The following is a 15,991-nucleotide window of genomic DNA, read 5'->3' as shown; positions in this document are numbered from 1 at the left end:
CAGGTGTCCGGGGCCTTTTTTCGTGGCAAAAGGCGGCGGGATGCGGACCCGCCTTGCCGTTGGGCCCCGGCGCTTTTGTCACTCGAATTGAACGATGACCGCCTCGAAATCCTCGTCGCCGATCACGCAGGTATGGTGACCCTTGCCGCTCTTGTCTTCCATGTGCCAGACATCGCCGCGGCGGATCTCGCGCGTCTCGCCGTCGCTGGCGGTGACCCGGACGGCGCCGGCAAGGCAGACCAGTCGCTGACGCACCGGGGTCGGGTGGATCGGTTCGTCCCAACCCGCGCGTAGCCTGAGAAACATCATCCGCCTGACGTCCTCCGGTTCCGAGATTTCGATGTTCTGCGCCGGCGGAGCAAAGCTGCGTTCCACGAGATTGACCTCGATGTCCGCCCAACGGCTTTCACCGGCGTCGTCCGAAAACAGTTTCTGAAATTTCATCTTCAAGTTCCAATTCATTTGTCAGTTCAGAAGGATACTCCAGGTCAGGGCGAATGCCCAAGCCTTTGATCGCGCATCGGGATCGGCGACGCGATCAAGCGGATTCGGTTGACCGGGATCAGGCGCGCGTTTATGGCGGCGCCATGGAAAAGAAGAAACCCTCACGCCAGCAGGTCTATACCCTTCTGGTCCAGATCGGCCGCAAGGATGGCGATGGCCTGCCCAAGGGGGCAACCGGCGCCGCGCTGATGTGCTATGCCAGCGGTGTGGACGAGGCCGAGGCGGTGCGCGAAACCGTGGCGATCCTCAAACAGGCAGACACCGCGCCTCTGGACGTGACCGGATACGGCACACTGGAAGAGCGCGAAGCGGCAGGGCACGAGATCGATGACGAGGAACGCGGGCTGATGCAGCGGGCGCTCGATGAAAACGCGGTGATTGTGGCGCAGATGACCCCGTTTTTCGCCGAAGACCAGGACGGCTGACGCTCAGTTCCGCGCGCCGTACCATTTCCTGTAGATCGCGTCATAGGTGCCGTCTTCGCGCAGCGCCAGCAGCGCCTGGTTGACGTCCTCGACCAGGGCCGAGCCGGTCGGAAAGGCGATGCCGTAATTCTCGCGCAGAAAGATGCCCCCCGCCATCGACGCGAACTTCCGCCCTTCATGCGCGGCATAGTAGGACAGGATCGGCGCGTCGAAAACGACTGCGTCCAGATCGTTCTGCTCGAAGGCGGCGATCAGCGGATCGAGCCCGTCATAACTGCTGTATTCGATTTCCCTGCGGTCCAGGAAGCCGGCTGCGGTGGAGGCCGCGATCGTGCCGACGCGCTTGCCATAGAGGTCATTGACCGAGTTCACCGAACCGCTGATGGCGTCCACCGTCATCACCGAGGTGATCCGGGCCGTGAACACCGACACGATGAACAACGAGGACACGACGAGAACGACGCCGAATACCCGCCCGAAGGCGGTCCGGGGCACCCGTTCCTCGAACCCGCCGTTCACCACGAGGTTCAGCGCCCACCAGAACGAGGGAAACCAGGCTTCGTTCAGGCTACGGTCGAAATAGGGTTGCGACCGCCGTTCGAAATACCACATCAGCATCCCGCCGGTCAGCAGGATGCCAAAGGCCAGCCCGATGGCGATGAAAAGATCCCGCGCCAGCAGCGCGTTCAGCAGGGACGGTTCGCGCGCGGCATCAGAGGGCACCATGATCTGCAACCCGGCCTCGAAGATCGGCTGGCTGAAATCCATGCGGGTTTCGCGCGCAGCAGTGATCGAGATGTTCGCGACCGCCAGGTCCGCACGCCCTTCCTGAACCGCGTCCAGCATGTCGGTGAAGCTTTCGGCGCGCTGGATCGTGTAGTCCCAGCCCAGCGACTGGGCCAGCGCCCCGAGCAGTTCCATCGAGAAACCCACATCCTTGCCATCCTCGACATACGAGAACGGGGGCCGGGTCACGGTCGCGACCGTAAGGGTCTGTGCAAGACTTTGCTGCGCAAGCGCCGAAAAAGTCAGGCACAGAAAGGTGAAGAATGCTCGGATCGACAATTTTCTACCTGTTTCGTGGCCGTCTAGCGCAGATTGTGGTGTTCGGGCAAGGAAGTCTCGGGGAAAGGGCGGTGAATTTCGGGTTCCTGCCCTCCAGCCAGAACGGCGGGCGGCTCGTTTTTGCGGGTCAGGGGTTGGCAAGCGGGACAATTCATAGAATCTGTGCGCGACCTTTGATTGCGCAACGAAAGAACCCGACCCAAATGACCGACGCCGCCCAACTGACCGCCGACCTGATCCGTTGTCCTTCAGTGACACCCGTGGAAGGCGGTGCACTGACCCTTCTTGAAAAGGTGCTGGCCGATGCAGGCTTCGACTGCGTCCGGGTGGACCGGGGCGGCGTCTGCAACCTCTTCGCCCGTTGGGGCGCCAGGGGCCATGCGCGCAGCTTCGGGTTCAACGGGCATACCGACGTCGTGCCCGTGGGGGACGAGGCGGCCTGGACGGTTGCGCCCTTCGGCGCCGAGATCCGCGATGGCGTCCTTTACGGACGGGGGGCGACGGACATGAAATCGGGCGTCGCGGCTTTTGCCACCGCCGCCGTGGATTTCGTACGCGAGACCCCGCCGGACGGCGCGGTGATCCTGGCGATCACCGGCGACGAGGAAGGCGACGCGGTCGATGGCACGACGGCGCTCCTCGACTACATGAAGCAGGCGGGCGAGCGCATGTCGGTCTGCCTGGTGGGCGAGCCGACCTGCCCGGACCGCATGGGCGAGATGATGAAGATTGGCCGCCGCGGCTCGATGACCGCCTGGTTCACCGTGACCGGTGTGCAAGGGCATTCCGCCTATCCGCACCGGGCGCGGAACCCGCTGCCCGCGATGGCCCGCCTGATGGACCGCCTGGCGAGTCACGAGCTTGACACCGGGTCCGAGCATTTCGACGCCTCGACCCTTGCGGTTGTGACCATCGACACCGGCAATCCGGCCAACAACGTCATTCCGGCCCAATGCAAGGGAGCGGTGAACATCCGCTTCAACGACCTGCATTCCGGCGCCAGCCTCGGCGATTGGCTGCGGGCCGAGGCCGACCGCGTGGCCGAGGAATTCGGCGTTGCGGTCGAGATGAAGCTGCAGATTTCCGGCGAAAGCTTTCTGACCCCGCCCGGCCCGCTGTCGGACCTGGTCTCGGCCGCGGTCGCTGCCGAAACCGGCGTGACGCCGCAGCTTTCGACCACCGGCGGCACCTCGGATGCGCGGTTCATCAAGGATCATTGCCCGGTCGTGGAATTCGGTCTTGTGGGCCGGACCATGCATCAGGTGGACGAATGCGTGGAAGTAGCCCAGATCCATCAGCTCAAGGCGATCTACGGACGGATCCTGCGGGACTATTTCGCCTGATCCATGCGGCGCACCCTGATCATCATGGTCAAGGAACCGCGCCCGGGTCGGGTCAAGACGCGGCTGGGGCGGGATATCGGCCATGTCCGCGCCGCGTGGTGGTTCCGGCACCAGGCCCGTGCGCTGATCCGGGGCCTGCGTGATCCGCGCTGGCGGATCGTGCTGGCGGTGTCGCCGGACCGCGAAGGATTGTCCAGCCGGGTCTGGCCCGACGATCTGCCCCGCGCGGGACAGGGACGGGGCGACCTGGGGGCGCGTATGGGCCGGTTGTTGCGGCGGGCGCCGAAGGGTCCGGTCTGCCTGATCGGCGCGGACATTCCCGGCATCACCCCCGCCCATGTCGCGCGGGCCTTCGCGGCGCTGGGCCGCGCCGAGATGGCGTTCGGCCCGGCGACGGACGGCGGCTATTGGCTGGTCGGTGCGCGACGCCCCGGCCTGCTGCCCAACGGGCTGTTCCAGGGCGTGCGCTGGTCGACCGAACATGCCTTGACCGACACGCTGGCTACGGTCTCCGGCCGCCGGGTGGCAATGGTGGATCTGTTGCGTGACGTCGACAGTGTGGCCGATCTGGCGGCAGTTTCCGCGCCCGTGCAGGCACCGTCGCTTTTGCGGTGACTGGCGATTTCCGTCGTGCTACGGCGGAGACATGACACGCATCCCGACGAAGCAGGAAATCCTGGAATGGATCTCCGCGCATCCCACCCTCACTTCGAAACGCGACATCGCCAAGGCCTTTGGCATCAAGGGCGCGGACCGGATCGACCTCAAGCGCGTTCTGAGAGAGCTTGAGGCCGAAGGGCATCTGGAAAAGCGCAAACGCAGCTACCATGATCCGGACCGCCTGCCGCCGGTCAGCGTGTTGCAGGTCAAGGCGCCCAACGCCGACGGCGACCTGTTCGCCCGCCCGCTGGAGTGGCATGGCGAAGGCGTGGAGCCGATCGTACTGGTTCTTCCGCGCGCCAGCGATCCGGCCCTGGGCGAAGGCGACCGCATCCTTGCCCGGCTGACGCTGGTGCACGAGGAGGATCACAACTACGAGGCCCGCCTGATCCGCCGCATCGCAAAGAACCAGCGGCGCGTCGTCGGGATCTTCCGCAAGGGGGCCGAGGGCGGACGGATCGTGCCCATCGACAAGGCCGGCTCGACCGAGTGGCTTGTGCCCGACGGCACGACGCTGGGCGCCAGGGACGGCGAGTTGGTGGAGGCCGAACAGTCGGGGCCCAAGAACCGCATGGGCCTGCCCCGCGCGCGCATCGTCGAGCGGCTGGGCGATCCGTCGGCCCCCAAAGCGGTGTCCCTGATCGCGATCCACCAGCACGGTATCCCGGACGATTTTCCTGACCACGTGATCGAAGAGGCCGACAAGGCGAAACCGCTGGGCCTGGCCGGGCGCGAGGATCTGCGCGACCTGCCCCTGCTGACGATCGACCCCTCGGATGCGCGGGACCACGATGACGCCTGCTACGCCCAAGCCGACGATGATCCGAAAAACCCCGGCGGTCACGTGATCTGGGTCGCGATTGCCGATGTGGCGGCCTATGTGCGCCCCGGCACCGCACTGGACCGCGAGGCGCGCAAGCGGGGCAACTCGACCTATTTCCCCGACCGGGTGGTTCCGATGCTGCCGGACCGGCTGTCGGGCGACCTGTGCTCGCTGCACGAGGGCGTGCCGCGCGCCTGCATCGCGGTGCGGATGCGCATCGACTCCGAAGGCAACAAGATCGACCACCGCTTCGTGCGCGGGCTGATGCGCTCGGTCGTCTCGCTCAACTATGCCGAAGTGCAGGCGGCGATCGACGGCAATCCCAACGACCGGACGGGTCCCCTGCTGGAGGAGGTGCTGAAGCCGCTCTACGACGCCTATGGCGCGCTGAAGCGGGCGCGCGAGGCGCGGCAGCCGCTGGATCTGGACCTGCCCGAGCGCAAGATCGTCCTGAGCGAGAACGGTCATGTCGAAAGCGTCGCTTTCCGCGAGAGGCTGGACGCGCACCGGCTGATCGAGGAATTCATGATCCTCGCCAATGTCGCCGCCGCCGAGACGCTGATCGCCAAGCGCCGCCCGCTGGTGTTCAGGGTTCACGAGGAACCGGCCCCCGAAAAGCTGGAATCGCTGCGGGAAACCGCGCAGGCCGCCGGGCTGAACCTGGCCAAGGGGCAGGTGCTGAAGACCCGGCACCTGAACGCCCTGCTGAACGCGGCCGCGGGCACCGAGGATGCGGAACTCATCAACCTCAGCACGCTCAGGTCCATGGCGCAGGCATACTACAGCCCCGAGAATTTCGGCCATTTCGGGTTGGCGCTGCAGAACTACGCCCATTTCACCTCGCCGATCCGGCGCTACTCCGACCTGATCGTGCATCGCGCGCTGATCTCGGCCCATGGCTGGGGCGAGGACGGCCTGACGCAGGACGAAATCGACCGGCTGGAGGAGACGGCGAACCACATCTCGGATACCGAACGCCGTTCGATGATGGCCGAACGGGACACGACCGACCGCTATCTGGCCGCCTATCTGAGCGAGCGTTTGGGCAACGAGTTCAGCGGCCGGATCAGCGGCATCGCGCGGTTCGGCGCCTTCGTGAAGCTGGATGAAACCGGCGCGGACGGCCTGGTGCCGGTGCGGTCGCTGGGGCGCGAATTCTTCCACTTCGACCGCGAGGCGGGAACCCTGATGGGTTCGGATACCGGTCTGCTGATCGCCATCGGGCAGCGCGTGACGGTGCGCCTGACCGAAGCGGTTCCGGTCACCGGCGGTCTGGAGCTGGAATTGCTTTCGATCGACGACCAGTCCCTGCCGCGCGGGCGCGCTCCTGCGGGACGCGGGGTGCGGCGCAAGGCGGCCAGCACCAAGCGCAAGAAGGACAAGATCAAGCGCAAGATCGAACGCAAACGCCGTCAGAGGTGATAGGTCAGCGCCCGCGCGATCAGCCAGCCGTGGCGGGTCTCGTCGATCTGATCGGGGTTGTCGAACAGGATGGCCCGTGTGCCCTCGATCCGGTCTTCGCCCGGGAAGGCCGAGGTGAAGTCGCCGATCAGCCGGCTTCGGCAATGGACGAACAACGCGAACCGCGCGGATTTGTGCGCACCCAGCCGGATGGTCGACCCGAGCGGCGCCAGATAGGCGGGCTGGCCCCAGCGCAGCGCCTCGCGAAGCGGCTGCGCGCGCGGCAGGGTGTCGGCAGTCTGGAAGATGAGCCCGCGCAGTACCAGCAGACCCTTTCGGGTCTCGTCGGGAAAGGCATCGAAGGCTTGGGCCACGGCCGGATCGGCAAAAGGTCTCATGGCAGGCTTATGGTCCGGTCGATCATGTCTATGTAGTCGCACAGCAGCTTATCCTGCCTGATCCGCTGCGTCAGTCGGGTTTCTGCCGGTGTCGCCCGCATGGCTGCCAGCATCGGTCCGACACTCAGATCGGACGAGGTTGGCTCGTCCCCCATCAGGAACGCCGATTGCCGAAGAAAGGCCGAGATCGACTGCAGGTCGCACTCGACGCGTTCCAGGCGCTCGGACTCGGAGAACCGGGACACGCCTTGCGCGTCGAGACCCTTCAAAACCGACTTGCGGATCGCGCTGCTTACGGGCCTGCGGATCAGCGCGGGCACTTCGGCGAAGAACGTGTCGCGCAGGATGGGCCAAACCTCGTCGTTGGCCCAGCGGTCCATGACGACCTGGAAATACAGATGTTCTTCGGCCATGCGGATCAACGCGCGGGACTGGCCTTTGCGGACATCGTCAAGGCCGGCGTCGAAATCCGCCCCCTGCGCTTCGAGCCAGGCGCGGATGCCGTCGCTGTCGGGCATCAGGCGTTCCGCAGTGCGCAGGACCGGTAATTTGCGGTGCGGCATCCTGCGGGCGTCCAGCATGTCCGACCGCTGCCAGGCTTGTCCGGACAGTTGCAGCATGTAGGCGGCCTTGACGCAGAACGGGCTGGCGCTGAACAGGCCGAAGGCCGGGGGATAGGTGAGCAGGGTCAGCATCTGGAAACTCCACAATAGTTGTTAGCTTTAAGGCTATCCCTTGCTGATGACAGTTCCTGTCATCAGGTGTAGATAAGGTCTGTCATGTCCCGCACCAATCGCCTGTTCCAGTTGATGCAAGCCCTGCGCTCGGGGCCGGCGCCGCGGACGTCGCATGACCTGGCGCAGGATCTCGGGGTGTCCGCGCGCACCATTCATCGCGACATCGACGCGTTGCGCGGACTGGGCGCGGTGATCGATGGCGAGGCCGGGTTCGGTTTCACGCTGGTCGAAGACGCCACCTTGCCGCCGCTGGGGTTCACCGACGACGAGCTTGAGGCGCTGGTCCTCGGCTTGCGCGAAGTGCAGCTGATCGGCGATCCGGCTCTGTTCGAAGCGGCCGGGTCTGCGCTGAGAAAACTGCAGGGGCGGCTGCCGCCGCGGCAATCGCACCGCCTGACCCACGCGGTTCTGACCGCCACCCGGTTCGACCGGCCCGAGCCGCCGACGATCGCGGTCGCGGCCTTGCGCCAGGCGACATGGGACGAGAGATCCGTCGACTTCGCCTATTCGGACGTGAACGGGGCCGAGACCTTCCGGCGGGTGAACCCGCTCAGCATCGTCTATATGGACCGCGCCAATGTCCTGATCGCTTGGTGCCACCTGCGGCAGGATTTCCGGATCTTCCGCCTGGACCGTATGCGCGGGATGTCGGTCACCGAGGAAAGTTTCCGTCCCAACCGCGTGCCGCTTCTGCGCGAGGCGCTGGAGCGCATCCGGGCGGAACGCACGGCGAAAGATCGCGAGTCGCCGTCCTAGTCTATTTGTGGAAGACAAGATTCGCGCTATTCTGGGGTCGAGCAGACAATCGGGAAATCCGGAATGCGAACATGCGTGAGTGGCGCCGTCCTCGCCGCAATTTGGGCTACAGGCGTGTCAGCGGACACAAGGAATCATACGATCCGGCCGCAGGAAAAACCTGCCGAGGGCGTGATACAACTGGCGTCGGCGGATGTCGCGGTATCGGTCCGGCCCGTCCTGCGGCCTTCGGCTGAGGTAGAGAACGTGGCGGCAAGCGGATCCAATGCGCAATTCCAGGTCTGGATCGCGACCTTCAGGTCCCGCGCGCTGGATCAGGGGATTTCACCGGCGACGCTGGATCAGGCGTTTCGCGGTGTCACCTATGACGAGAAGGTCGTGAAACGCGACCGCAACCAGTCGGAATTCACCAAGACGATCTGGGAGTATCTCGATTCCGCCGTCTCGGATGACCGGATCCGGAACGGCAGGGCGTCGCTGGAGCGGCACCGGGCGACGCTTGAGCGGATCGAAGCAAAATACGGGGTCGAGAAAGAGATCGTGACGGCGATCTGGGGGCTGGAAAGCGCGTTCGGGTCCTTCCGGGGCAGCGACAGCACCATCCGCTCGCTGGCGACTCTGGCCTTCGATGCGCGCCGGGCCGAGTTCTTCGAGGCGCAGTTGATCGCCGCCCTGCAGATTCTGGATGCGGGCGACGTGACGGCGTCCGGGATGAGGGGCAGTTGGGCCGGAGCCATGGGGCATACCCAGTTCATGCCTACCTCCTACCTGGAACATGCCATCGATTTCACCGGCGACGGCAAGCGCGACATCTGGTCGGACGACCCGACCGATGCGCTTGCCTCGACCGCCGCGTACCTGGCGCGTCACGGCTGGACCAAGGGCCAGCCCTGGGGCGTCGAAGTCCGATTGCCAGACGGGTTCGATTACGCCTCCGCCAGACGGGAACTGACCCGTCTGCCGTCGGAATGGGCCGCGTCGGGCGTTGTCGACATGGCCGGCAAGCCGGTGCCGGATTACAGCCGCGCCTCGATCCTGCTGCCTGCGGGCGGGCAGGGCGTGGCGTTCATGATCTTTGACAATTTCGAAGTGCTGGAACGATACAACACCGCCGACGCCTATGTGATCGGAGTCGGGCATCTGGCCGACCGGATCGCGGGCGACGGACCTTTCCGCACGGATTGGCCGCGCGGCGACCGGGCGCTGACATTCACCGAGCGTCAGGAGTTGCAGCTGCGCCTGACCCGGGCTGGCTACGACACGCAGAAGATCGACGGACGGATCGGGCCGCTGACCGTCAACGCGGTGCGCGAATATCAATTGGCCCGCGGAATGAGGCCGGATGGCTACGCCTCGCTGCGATTGCTCGAAAGTATGAGATAAAGAAAAGGGGGCCCGAGCGGCCCCCTTTTCATTTCGTCAGCTCGGCGACATGCCCCGCAGCCGTTCTGATCGTCGCCGCAGCATCTCGACCGTGGTCAGCAGCATGATCGAGATGACCACCAGGATCGTCGCAACCGCGAGGATGGTCGGCGAGATCTGTTCGCGCAGGCCGGTGAACATCTGCCACGGCAGGGTCTTTTGACCGGCGGAACCGACGAACAGCACGACCACGACCTCGTCGAATGAGGTGATGAAGGCGAACAGACCGCCCGAGATCACGCCGGGCAGGATCAGCGGCATCTGCACGCGGAAGAAGGTGGTGACAGGACCTGCGCCCATGTTGGCCGCCGCCCGCGTCAGCGACCGGTCAAAGCCCACGAGGGTCGCCGTGACGGTGATGATCACGAAGGGGATGCCCAGTGCGGCGTGCGCCAGGACGACACCGAAATACGTGCCCTGCAGGCCGATGCGGCTGTAGAAAAAGTACATGCCCGCAGCCGAGATGATCAGAGGCACGATCATGGGCGAGATCAGGATGGCCATGATCGCCCGGCGGAACGGCACGTGCGGCTGGCTGAGTCCGATGGCCGCGAGGGTGCCGAAGCCGACCGAAAGCAGCGTCGCCATCGGCGCGATCTTGAGCGAGTTCCAAAGCGCCTGCTGCCAATCCGGGTTGTTGAAGAAATCTTCGTAGTGCTTCAGAGAATAGCCCGCCGGATCAAAGCGAAGCATCTCGGGCGTGAAGGTGAAGAAGTCCTGCGCGTTGAAGCTGAGTGGCATGACCACAAGAATCGGAGTGATCAGGAAGACAAAGATCGCCCCGGCGATGACCCTGAAGGTATAGTGCCACAGCACCTGTCCGGGTGTCAGATAGGGCGCCAGAGGGGCGCGATAGCGCGACGTGGCCAGCCAGAAGATGAACCATCCGGCAAACCAGCCGAACAGCCCGCCCACGAGCGCGACCGAAAGACCGCCCAGTGCGAAGCCTGCCACAAGAAACACCGCGAAGATGATCCAGCGCAGCGCCTTTTCGCGCTCGGCCATACCCGCGAAGACGAAGCCCATCGTGCCCAGCAGGACCGCCCCGATCACGATGCCCAGCAGGCCCGATCCCTGCGCCGTGCCGACGAAGAGGCCAAAGAAGGCACCGGCGGCGGCCGAGACGGCAGCTACGAAACCGGGGGTTTGAGGTTCGACGGTATTGATGCTCATGATCTCTTACCCCAGCTTCACGTTGTCGATGCCGACGATCTTGTCGTAGGTCCAGTATAGCAGCAGGACCACCGCCAGCAGGATCGTTCCGAGCGCCGCCGCCAGCCCCCAGTTCAGCGAGGTGGAGATGTGGAAGGCGATCCGGTTCGAGATGAAGACGCCCTTGGTGCCGCCCACCAGTTCCGGCGTGATGTAGTAGCCGATGGCAAGGATGAAGACGAGGATGCTGCCCGCGCCGATCCCGGGAACCGAGTTCGGGAAATAGACCCGCCAGAACGCGGTCCAGTTGGTCGCGCCCAGGGATTTCGCGGCGCGCAGGTAAGACGGGTTGATCGTCTGCATCACCGAATACATCGGCAGGATCATGAACGGCAGCAGGATATGCGTCATGGCGACGATGGTGCCGAACTGGTTGTTGATCATCACCAGCCTCGCGTCATCCGCGACAAGGCCCAGCCAGACCAGCGTTTCGTTGATGACGCCCTGTTGCTGCAGCATCACCTTCCAGGCCGAGGTCCGCACCAGCAACGATGTCCAGAATGGCAGCAGCACGAGGATCATCAGCATGTTGGCGCTACGCGTCGGCAGGTTGGCCAGCAGCCACGCCACAGGGTATCCCAGCACGATGCAGGCGCAGGTGATCACCAGCGACATGATGAAGGTTCGGATGAACAGCGTGATGTAGATCCGTTCGTTCTCGGGGCGCACTTCGACCCCGTCGGCGCCTTTCATCAGGTCGACGGAGTTCAGGAAGTAGCCGTTGGTCATCGTGGGGGAATAGGTCTGGATGGTCTGCCAGATTTCGACTTTCCCCCAGTCCTTGTCCATATCAAGGAACTGTTCCTTGAAGGGGCCGTCGGTTTCGATGTCCCATTTGCTGACCCGGCGGCCCGCCTTGCGGAACAGGGAGGATATCCCCGGGTTCTCATAGTTCAGGCGCGTGCCGACGCGGGTATGGGTCTTGTTTTCCTCTGCGACCTGCAGATCGGCGGCAAGCGCCGCGTAAACCTCTTCGCCGGGCGCTTCGCCCGAGGCCGGATCCCACTCGCGCAGGGCTACGACGGTCTTGGGCAGCGTATCCGATACGATGTTGTTCTCGACCGAGCGGAACAGCATGTCCGCGATCGGGAGAAGAAAGGTGATCAGAACGAACAGCAGCAGCGGCGCGACCAGCATGAGGGCGCGCGTCTTCTGCATTCGCAGCGCACGCGAAAGGCTTCTCTTGAGCGGCGTGCCGTCGGCTGCCAGAACCGGACCGTTTTGCGTTGTGTCGGCCATCGTTTTCCCCGTTGTCCGCTGTCGTCTTGCAGCGTCTGCGGCCTTGTGCGGCCGCCATGTTCTTGTGGTTGCAAGGGGGCGCGAAGGCCCCCTTGCAGCAGTTCAAGTTCTTACTTGGCCAGCCATGCCTGGAACTTCGCGTCCAGGTCATCGCGGTTGTCCGCCCACCACTCGTAGTCGTAGACGTGGACGTTGCCGGCATTGGCCGGGTCGGTCGGCATGTGCGGCGCCATGTCGATGCCCAGTTCGGCGTGCTGGCCGACCAGCGGTGCAGACGACTTGCGTGCCGGGCCGTACGAGATGTACTTGGCCTGATCCGCCAGACGCTGCGTGTCGGTGGCGAACTTCAGGAAGTCCATGACGCGAGCCTTGCGGTCCGCCGGCAGACCGGCCGGAACCACCCAGCCGTCAAGGTCGAACGACTGCATGTCCCAGAGCATACCGATCGGCTGGTTCTGCTCGGCGATCGCCGAGAACAGACGGCCGTTGAAGGTCGAACCCATCACGACTTCGCCATCGGCCAGCAGCTGCGGGGTTTCCGCGCCTGCGGTCCACCAGACCACCTGGTCCTTGATGGTGTCGAGCTTGGCCAGCGCCTGCTCGACGCCTTCGGGCGTGCTCAGAACGTCATAGATCTCGTCCTTGGCAACGCCGTCGCAGTAAAGCGCCCATTCCATGTTGTCGATCGGGCGCTTCTGCAGCGCGCGCTTGCCGGGATAGGTTTCCAGGTCGAAGATCGCGCAGATGTTGTCCGGCGGGTTGTCGCCGACCAGGTCAGTGCGGTAGCCGAAAGTGGTCGAATACACGATCTGCGGCACGAAGCAGTCGCTGACCAGCAGCTCGCCGAAATCCTCGGAGGCCGGGGTTCCGTCGGGCGCGGCGGCCAGGACGGCATCATGATCCAGCTCTTCGATCAGGCCTTCGTCGCACATCCGCATGGCGTCCGACGCCACGGCGTCGACCAGGTCCCAGGTCACGTTGCCGGCTTCGGTCATCGCCCGCATCTTGGCGGTGGCTTCGGCCGAGCTTTCGTCCCAGACCACTTTCACTTCGGGGTGCATTGCCAGATAGGGCTCGACATAGGCCTTGATCTGGCTGGCCTGATAGGCGCCGCCCCAGGAGACCAGCGTCAGTTCGTTGGCCATTTCTTCGGCAAAGACCGCCGGCGCACACAGCGCCGTCGACGCGGCCAGAGCGGAAAGTTTGGATAGCTTCATCTTCAGTTTACTCCTTGTTGAATACTCGTTCCGACAGGTATCAGCCCCCCGGTCTTTGCGCCGGGTTGCAAGGCCGTGCCGCGTCAGGCGTCCAGCGCCCGGCAATCTTCCGGCAGCCAGCCAATCTCGATCTGTTGACCCGGTTGCAGGCGGGTCTGGTCAGGCGCGTTCCGAGTCTTGATGATGAACTCGTCGTTTCCGGCTACGCGCAGGCGCGTGCGGAAAATGTCGCCCATGTAGATGAACTCGAGAACCTCGGCATGGAGCGTATGGACGCCCGCCCTGAGACGGTCCTTGTTGTATTCCACCCGCTCGGGGCGGATGGAAACGCGGGTGCGTTCGCCGGGCTTGCTGACATTGACAGGCTTGCAGTCGATCAGTTCGCCATCGTCCAGCTGGACCACGGCGATGCCGTTCTTGATCTCCTTGATCTCGCCTTCCAGCGTATTGTTCTCGCCGATGAACTGCGCGACGAAGCTGTTCGACGGCTCTTCGTACAGCACGTCCGGCGGCGCCAGTTGCTGGATCACGCCGTCGTTGAACACGGCCACTCGGTCCGACATGGTCAGGGCCTCGGTCTGGTCGTGGGTCACGTAGACCACGGTGATGCCCAGACGGTGGGCCAGGTGGGTGATCTCGAACTGCATCTTCTCGCGCAGCTGCTTGTCCAGCGCGCCCAGCGGTTCGTCCATCAGCACCAGTTCGGGTTCGAACACCAGCGCGCGCGCCAAGGCGATTCGCTGCTGCTGACCGCCGGAAAGCTGCGCCGGGCGGCGGCCGCCGAACGCGCCCATTTCCACCATGTCCAACACCCGCCGCACCTTTTCCTCGCGCTCGGATTTGCCCATCTTCCGCACTTCCAGCGGGAACGACAGGTTCTCGGCGATGGTCATGTGCGGGAACAGGGCGTAGTTCTGGAACACCATGCCGATGCCGCGCTTGTGCGGCGGGATGTTGTTGATCGAGATGCCGCCCAGTCGGATGTCGCCGTGAGTCGCGGTTTCGAACCCGGCCAGCATCATCAGACACGTGGTCTTGCCCGAACCCGAGGGGCCAAGCATTGTCAGGAACTCGCCCTTCGGCATGGTGAGGTTGAGGTCTTTGACGACAAGCGTTTCGCCGTCATAGCTTTTCTGTACGCGTTCAAATTCGACAAACGCGTCATTGCCGGTTGGTGCAGTCAATGCCAACTCCCCGTTGTGTATTCCTGCGATCTGCGCCGCTATTCACGCAAGGTTAATCGCGCTTTGGACCCCCGCGCAACCGAATAACGACACTTGCGGACTTTTCGCGACGCATCTTTCGGGGGTCATCAAAAAAGGCCGACCGCTTTCGCGGTCAGCCTGTTCTTGGTCCGTCGCGCCTCAGGTGGCGTCAGGCCGCTTCCTTCATCAGGTCCTGCCGCAGGATTTCTGCGTGGGCCTCGTCCAGCGACTTGCGGATGCGCACGAACATCTCGTCGATTTCCGCGGGCGTGATGATCAGCGGCGGCGAAATGATCAACCGGTCGCCCACATGACGCATGATCAGATTGTTGGCAAAGCAGCGCTCGCGGCAGATCAGGCCGATAGTGCCCGGCTCGGAAGCGAACTTGGCCCGCGCCTCCTTGTTGGGCGTCAGAGCGACCGAACCCATCATGCCGACGATCCTGGCTTCGCCGACCAGCGGGTGATCGACCAGCGCCTCCCACTTTTCCTTCAGGTAGGGCGCGGCGACGTCGCGGACGTGCTCGATGATCTTCTCCTCCTCGAGAATGCGCAGATTCTCGAGCGCCACCGCGGCGGCGACCGGATGGCCGGAATAAGTATATCCGTGATTGAACTCGCAGTTGCCGATGACCTCGGCCACCTCGTCGCAGACGATGGACGCGCCGATCGGGGCATAGCCCGAACTCAGGCCCTTGGCGACCGTCATGATGTGCGGACGGATGCCCAGTGTCTGCGATCCGAACCAGTTGCCGGTCCGGCCAAAGCCGCAGATCACCTCGTCCGCGATCAGCAGGATCTCGTACTTGTCGCAGATGCGCTGAATTTCCGGCCAATAGCTGTCCGGCGCCACGATCACGCCGCCCGCGCCTTGGACCGGTTCGGCGATGAAGGCTGCGACGCGGTCTTCGCCAAGTTCCTGAATCGCTTCCTCCAACTCGCGGGCGCGGGCCAGGCCGAACTCCTCCGGCGACATGCCGCCGCCCTCGGCCCACCAGTTGGGCTGGTTGATGTGGTGGATGTTCGGAATCGGAATGCCGCCCTGCGCGTGCATCGGCGCCATGCCGCCCAGCGAGGCCGAGCCGACCGTCGAGCCGTGATAGGCGTTCTTGCGGCTGATGATCACGTTCTTGTCCGGCTTGCCCTTTTCCGCCCAATACGTGCGCACCAGGCGGATATTGGTGTCGTTGGCCTCGGAGCCGCCGCCGGCATAGAAAACATGGTTCAGATCGCCCGGCGCCAGTTCGGCCAGCTTTTTCGCCAGCGCGATTGCCGGCACATGCGTCGTCTTGAAGAAGGTGTTGTAGAACGGAAGTTCGCGCATCTGGCGCGCCGCGACCTCGGCCAGTTCCTCGCGCCCGTAGCCGATGTTCACGCACCACAGGCCGGCCATGCCGTCGAGGATTTCCTCGCCCTCGCTGTCGGTCAGGAAAACGCCCTTCGCACGGGTAATGACCCGGACGCCATCCCTGCCCAGATCCGCGTTGGTGGAGAAAGGGTGGATGTGGTGGGCGGCGTCGAGCGCCTGCAACTCGGCGGTCGGCATGTGGTTGGTGATGATCGACATCGGAAATCTCCTGCGCA

The 15,991-nt window shown here is 64.3% G+C and carries 15 protein-coding genes; 6 read left to right on the top strand and 9 right to left on the bottom strand.

What is annotated here, in order from left to right:
* Window positions 1–78: 78 nt before the first annotated feature.
* Window positions 79–444, bottom strand: coding sequence for a cupin domain-containing protein (locus FGK63_RS17845; RefSeq protein WP_138844798.1), 366 nt, complete (start codon window positions 442–444; stop codon window positions 79–81).
* 143 nt (window positions 445–587) lie between these two features.
* Here FGK63_RS17845 and FGK63_RS17840 point away from each other — a divergent pair, with 143 nt between their 5' ends.
* Window positions 588–929, top strand: coding sequence for a hypothetical protein (locus FGK63_RS17840; protein WP_138844893.1), 342 nt, complete (start codon window positions 588–590; stop codon window positions 927–929).
* A 3-nt stretch (window positions 930–932) separates the two neighbouring features.
* Here the strand turns inward: FGK63_RS17840 and FGK63_RS17835 are convergent, their stop codons facing one another.
* Window positions 933–1,988, bottom strand: a complete 1,056-nt coding sequence (locus FGK63_RS17835) for a transporter substrate-binding domain-containing protein (protein WP_246044077.1) — start codon at window positions 1,986–1,988, stop codon at window positions 933–935.
* 209 nt (window positions 1,989–2,197) lie between these two features.
* Here FGK63_RS17835 and dapE point away from each other — a divergent pair, with 209 nt between their 5' ends.
* From dapE to rnr, 3 genes are read left to right on the top strand one after another with little or no spacing between them, the layout of a single operon-like run.
* Window positions 2,198–3,337, top strand: coding sequence for a succinyl-diaminopimelate desuccinylase (gene dapE, locus FGK63_RS17830; RefSeq protein ID WP_138844794.1), 1,140 nt, complete (start codon window positions 2,198–2,200; stop codon window positions 3,335–3,337).
* 3 nt (window positions 3,338–3,340) lie between these two features.
* Window positions 3,341–3,952 (top strand): TIGR04282 family arsenosugar biosynthesis glycosyltransferase, encoded by a 612-nt coding sequence (locus tag FGK63_RS17825; protein ID WP_138844792.1) that lies wholly within the window; start codon window positions 3,341–3,343, stop codon window positions 3,950–3,952.
* Between the two features lie 31 nt (window positions 3,953–3,983).
* Window positions 3,984–6,242: a ribonuclease R gene (rnr, locus tag FGK63_RS17820; protein ID WP_138844790.1), complete on the top strand. Its 2,259-nt coding sequence runs from the start codon at window positions 3,984–3,986 to the stop codon at window positions 6,240–6,242.
* Here the strand turns inward: rnr and FGK63_RS17815 are convergent.
* Both FGK63_RS17815 and FGK63_RS17810 read right to left on the bottom strand, forming a co-directional pair.
* Window positions 6,233–6,619: a DUF1801 domain-containing protein gene (locus FGK63_RS17815; RefSeq protein WP_138844788.1), complete on the bottom strand. Its 387-nt coding sequence runs from the start codon at window positions 6,617–6,619 to the stop codon at window positions 6,233–6,235. The two genes, rnr and FGK63_RS17815, sit on opposite strands and share 10 nt — an antisense overlap.
* Window positions 6,616–7,314 carry a glutathione S-transferase family protein gene (locus FGK63_RS17810; RefSeq protein ID WP_138844786.1) on the bottom strand — a complete coding sequence of 233 codons (699 nt, stop codon included), beginning with the start codon at window positions 7,312–7,314 and terminating at the stop codon, window positions 6,616–6,618. The genes FGK63_RS17815 and FGK63_RS17810 overlap by 4 nt, the downstream gene beginning before the upstream one ends.
* A gap of 84 nt (window positions 7,315–7,398) precedes the next feature.
* Here FGK63_RS17810 and FGK63_RS17805 point away from each other — a divergent pair, with 84 nt between their 5' ends.
* Window positions 7,399–8,112: a helix-turn-helix transcriptional regulator gene (locus FGK63_RS17805; RefSeq protein WP_138844784.1), complete on the top strand. Its 714-nt coding sequence runs from the start codon at window positions 7,399–7,401 to the stop codon at window positions 8,110–8,112.
* A gap of 63 nt (window positions 8,113–8,175) precedes the next feature.
* A complete protein-coding gene (locus tag FGK63_RS17800; protein ID WP_138844782.1) occupies window positions 8,176–9,495 on the top strand; it encodes a lytic murein transglycosylase in 1,320 nt (439 codons plus the stop codon).
* A gap of 36 nt (window positions 9,496–9,531) precedes the next feature.
* Here FGK63_RS17800 and FGK63_RS17795 read toward each other — a convergent pair whose 3' ends face one another.
* From FGK63_RS17795 to FGK63_RS17775, 5 genes are all read right to left on the bottom strand, one after another.
* On the bottom strand, window positions 9,532–10,707 hold the full coding sequence (locus tag FGK63_RS17795; protein WP_138844781.1) for an ABC transporter permease: 1,176 nt from the start codon (window positions 10,705–10,707) through the stop codon (window positions 9,532–9,534).
* 6 nt (window positions 10,708–10,713) lie between these two features.
* Window positions 10,714–11,985, bottom strand: coding sequence for an ABC transporter permease (locus tag FGK63_RS17790; RefSeq protein ID WP_138844779.1), 1,272 nt, complete (start codon window positions 11,983–11,985; stop codon window positions 10,714–10,716).
* A 110-nt stretch (window positions 11,986–12,095) separates the two neighbouring features.
* Window positions 12,096–13,202 (bottom strand): extracellular solute-binding protein, encoded by a 1,107-nt coding sequence (locus tag FGK63_RS17785; RefSeq protein ID WP_138844777.1) that lies wholly within the window; start codon window positions 13,200–13,202, stop codon window positions 12,096–12,098.
* Between the two features lie 83 nt (window positions 13,203–13,285).
* Window positions 13,286–14,386 (bottom strand): ABC transporter ATP-binding protein, encoded by a 1,101-nt coding sequence (locus FGK63_RS17780; RefSeq protein ID WP_138844775.1) that lies wholly within the window; start codon window positions 14,384–14,386, stop codon window positions 13,286–13,288.
* 190 nt (window positions 14,387–14,576) lie between these two features.
* Window positions 14,577–15,974 (bottom strand): aspartate aminotransferase family protein, encoded by a 1,398-nt coding sequence (locus FGK63_RS17775; RefSeq protein WP_138844773.1) that lies wholly within the window; start codon window positions 15,972–15,974, stop codon window positions 14,577–14,579.
* Between the last annotated feature and the right edge of the window lie 17 nt (window positions 15,975–15,991).

It is taken from the genome of Ruegeria sediminis, from assembly GCF_005938215.1.
In the GTDB taxonomy this organism is placed as follows: domain Bacteria; phylum Pseudomonadota; class Alphaproteobacteria; order Rhodobacterales; family Rhodobacteraceae; genus Ruegeria; species Ruegeria sediminis.
Note: the sequence above shows the minus strand (reverse complement) of the source record. Positions and strands in the feature narration are given on the sequence as shown.

Coding starts and splice junctions, on each gene's coding strand:
- rnr (WP_138844790.1), top strand. CDS start 3,984: ATGACACGCATCCCGACGAAGCAGGAAATCCTGGAATGGATCTCCGCG.
- FGK63_RS17825 (WP_138844792.1), top strand. CDS start 3,341: ATGCGGCGCACCCTGATCATCATGGTCAAGGAACCGCGCCCGGGTCGG.
- FGK63_RS17845 (WP_138844798.1), bottom strand. CDS start 444: ATGAAATTTCAGAAACTGTTTTCGGACGACGCCGGTGAAAGCCGTTGG.
- FGK63_RS17810 (WP_138844786.1), bottom strand. CDS start 7,314: ATGCTGACCCTGCTCACCTATCCCCCGGCCTTCGGCCTGTTCAGCGCC.
- FGK63_RS17775 (WP_138844773.1), bottom strand. CDS start 15,974: ATGTCGATCATCACCAACCACATGCCGACCGCCGAGTTGCAGGCGCTC.
- FGK63_RS17800 (WP_138844782.1), top strand. CDS start 8,176: ATGCGAACATGCGTGAGTGGCGCCGTCCTCGCCGCAATTTGGGCTACA.
- FGK63_RS17785 (WP_138844777.1), bottom strand. CDS start 13,202: ATGAAGCTATCCAAACTTTCCGCTCTGGCCGCGTCGACGGCGCTGTGT.
- FGK63_RS17805 (WP_138844784.1), top strand. CDS start 7,399: ATGTCCCGCACCAATCGCCTGTTCCAGTTGATGCAAGCCCTGCGCTCG.
- FGK63_RS17795 (WP_138844781.1), bottom strand. CDS start 10,707: ATGAGCATCAATACCGTCGAACCTCAAACCCCCGGTTTCGTAGCTGCC.
- FGK63_RS17790 (WP_138844779.1), bottom strand. CDS start 11,985: ATGGCCGACACAACGCAAAACGGTCCGGTTCTGGCAGCCGACGGCACG.
- dapE (WP_138844794.1), top strand. CDS start 2,198: ATGACCGACGCCGCCCAACTGACCGCCGACCTGATCCGTTGTCCTTCA.
- FGK63_RS17840 (WP_138844893.1), top strand. CDS start 588: ATGGAAAAGAAGAAACCCTCACGCCAGCAGGTCTATACCCTTCTGGTC.
- FGK63_RS17815 (WP_138844788.1), bottom strand. CDS start 6,619: ATGAGACCTTTTGCCGATCCGGCCGTGGCCCAAGCCTTCGATGCCTTT.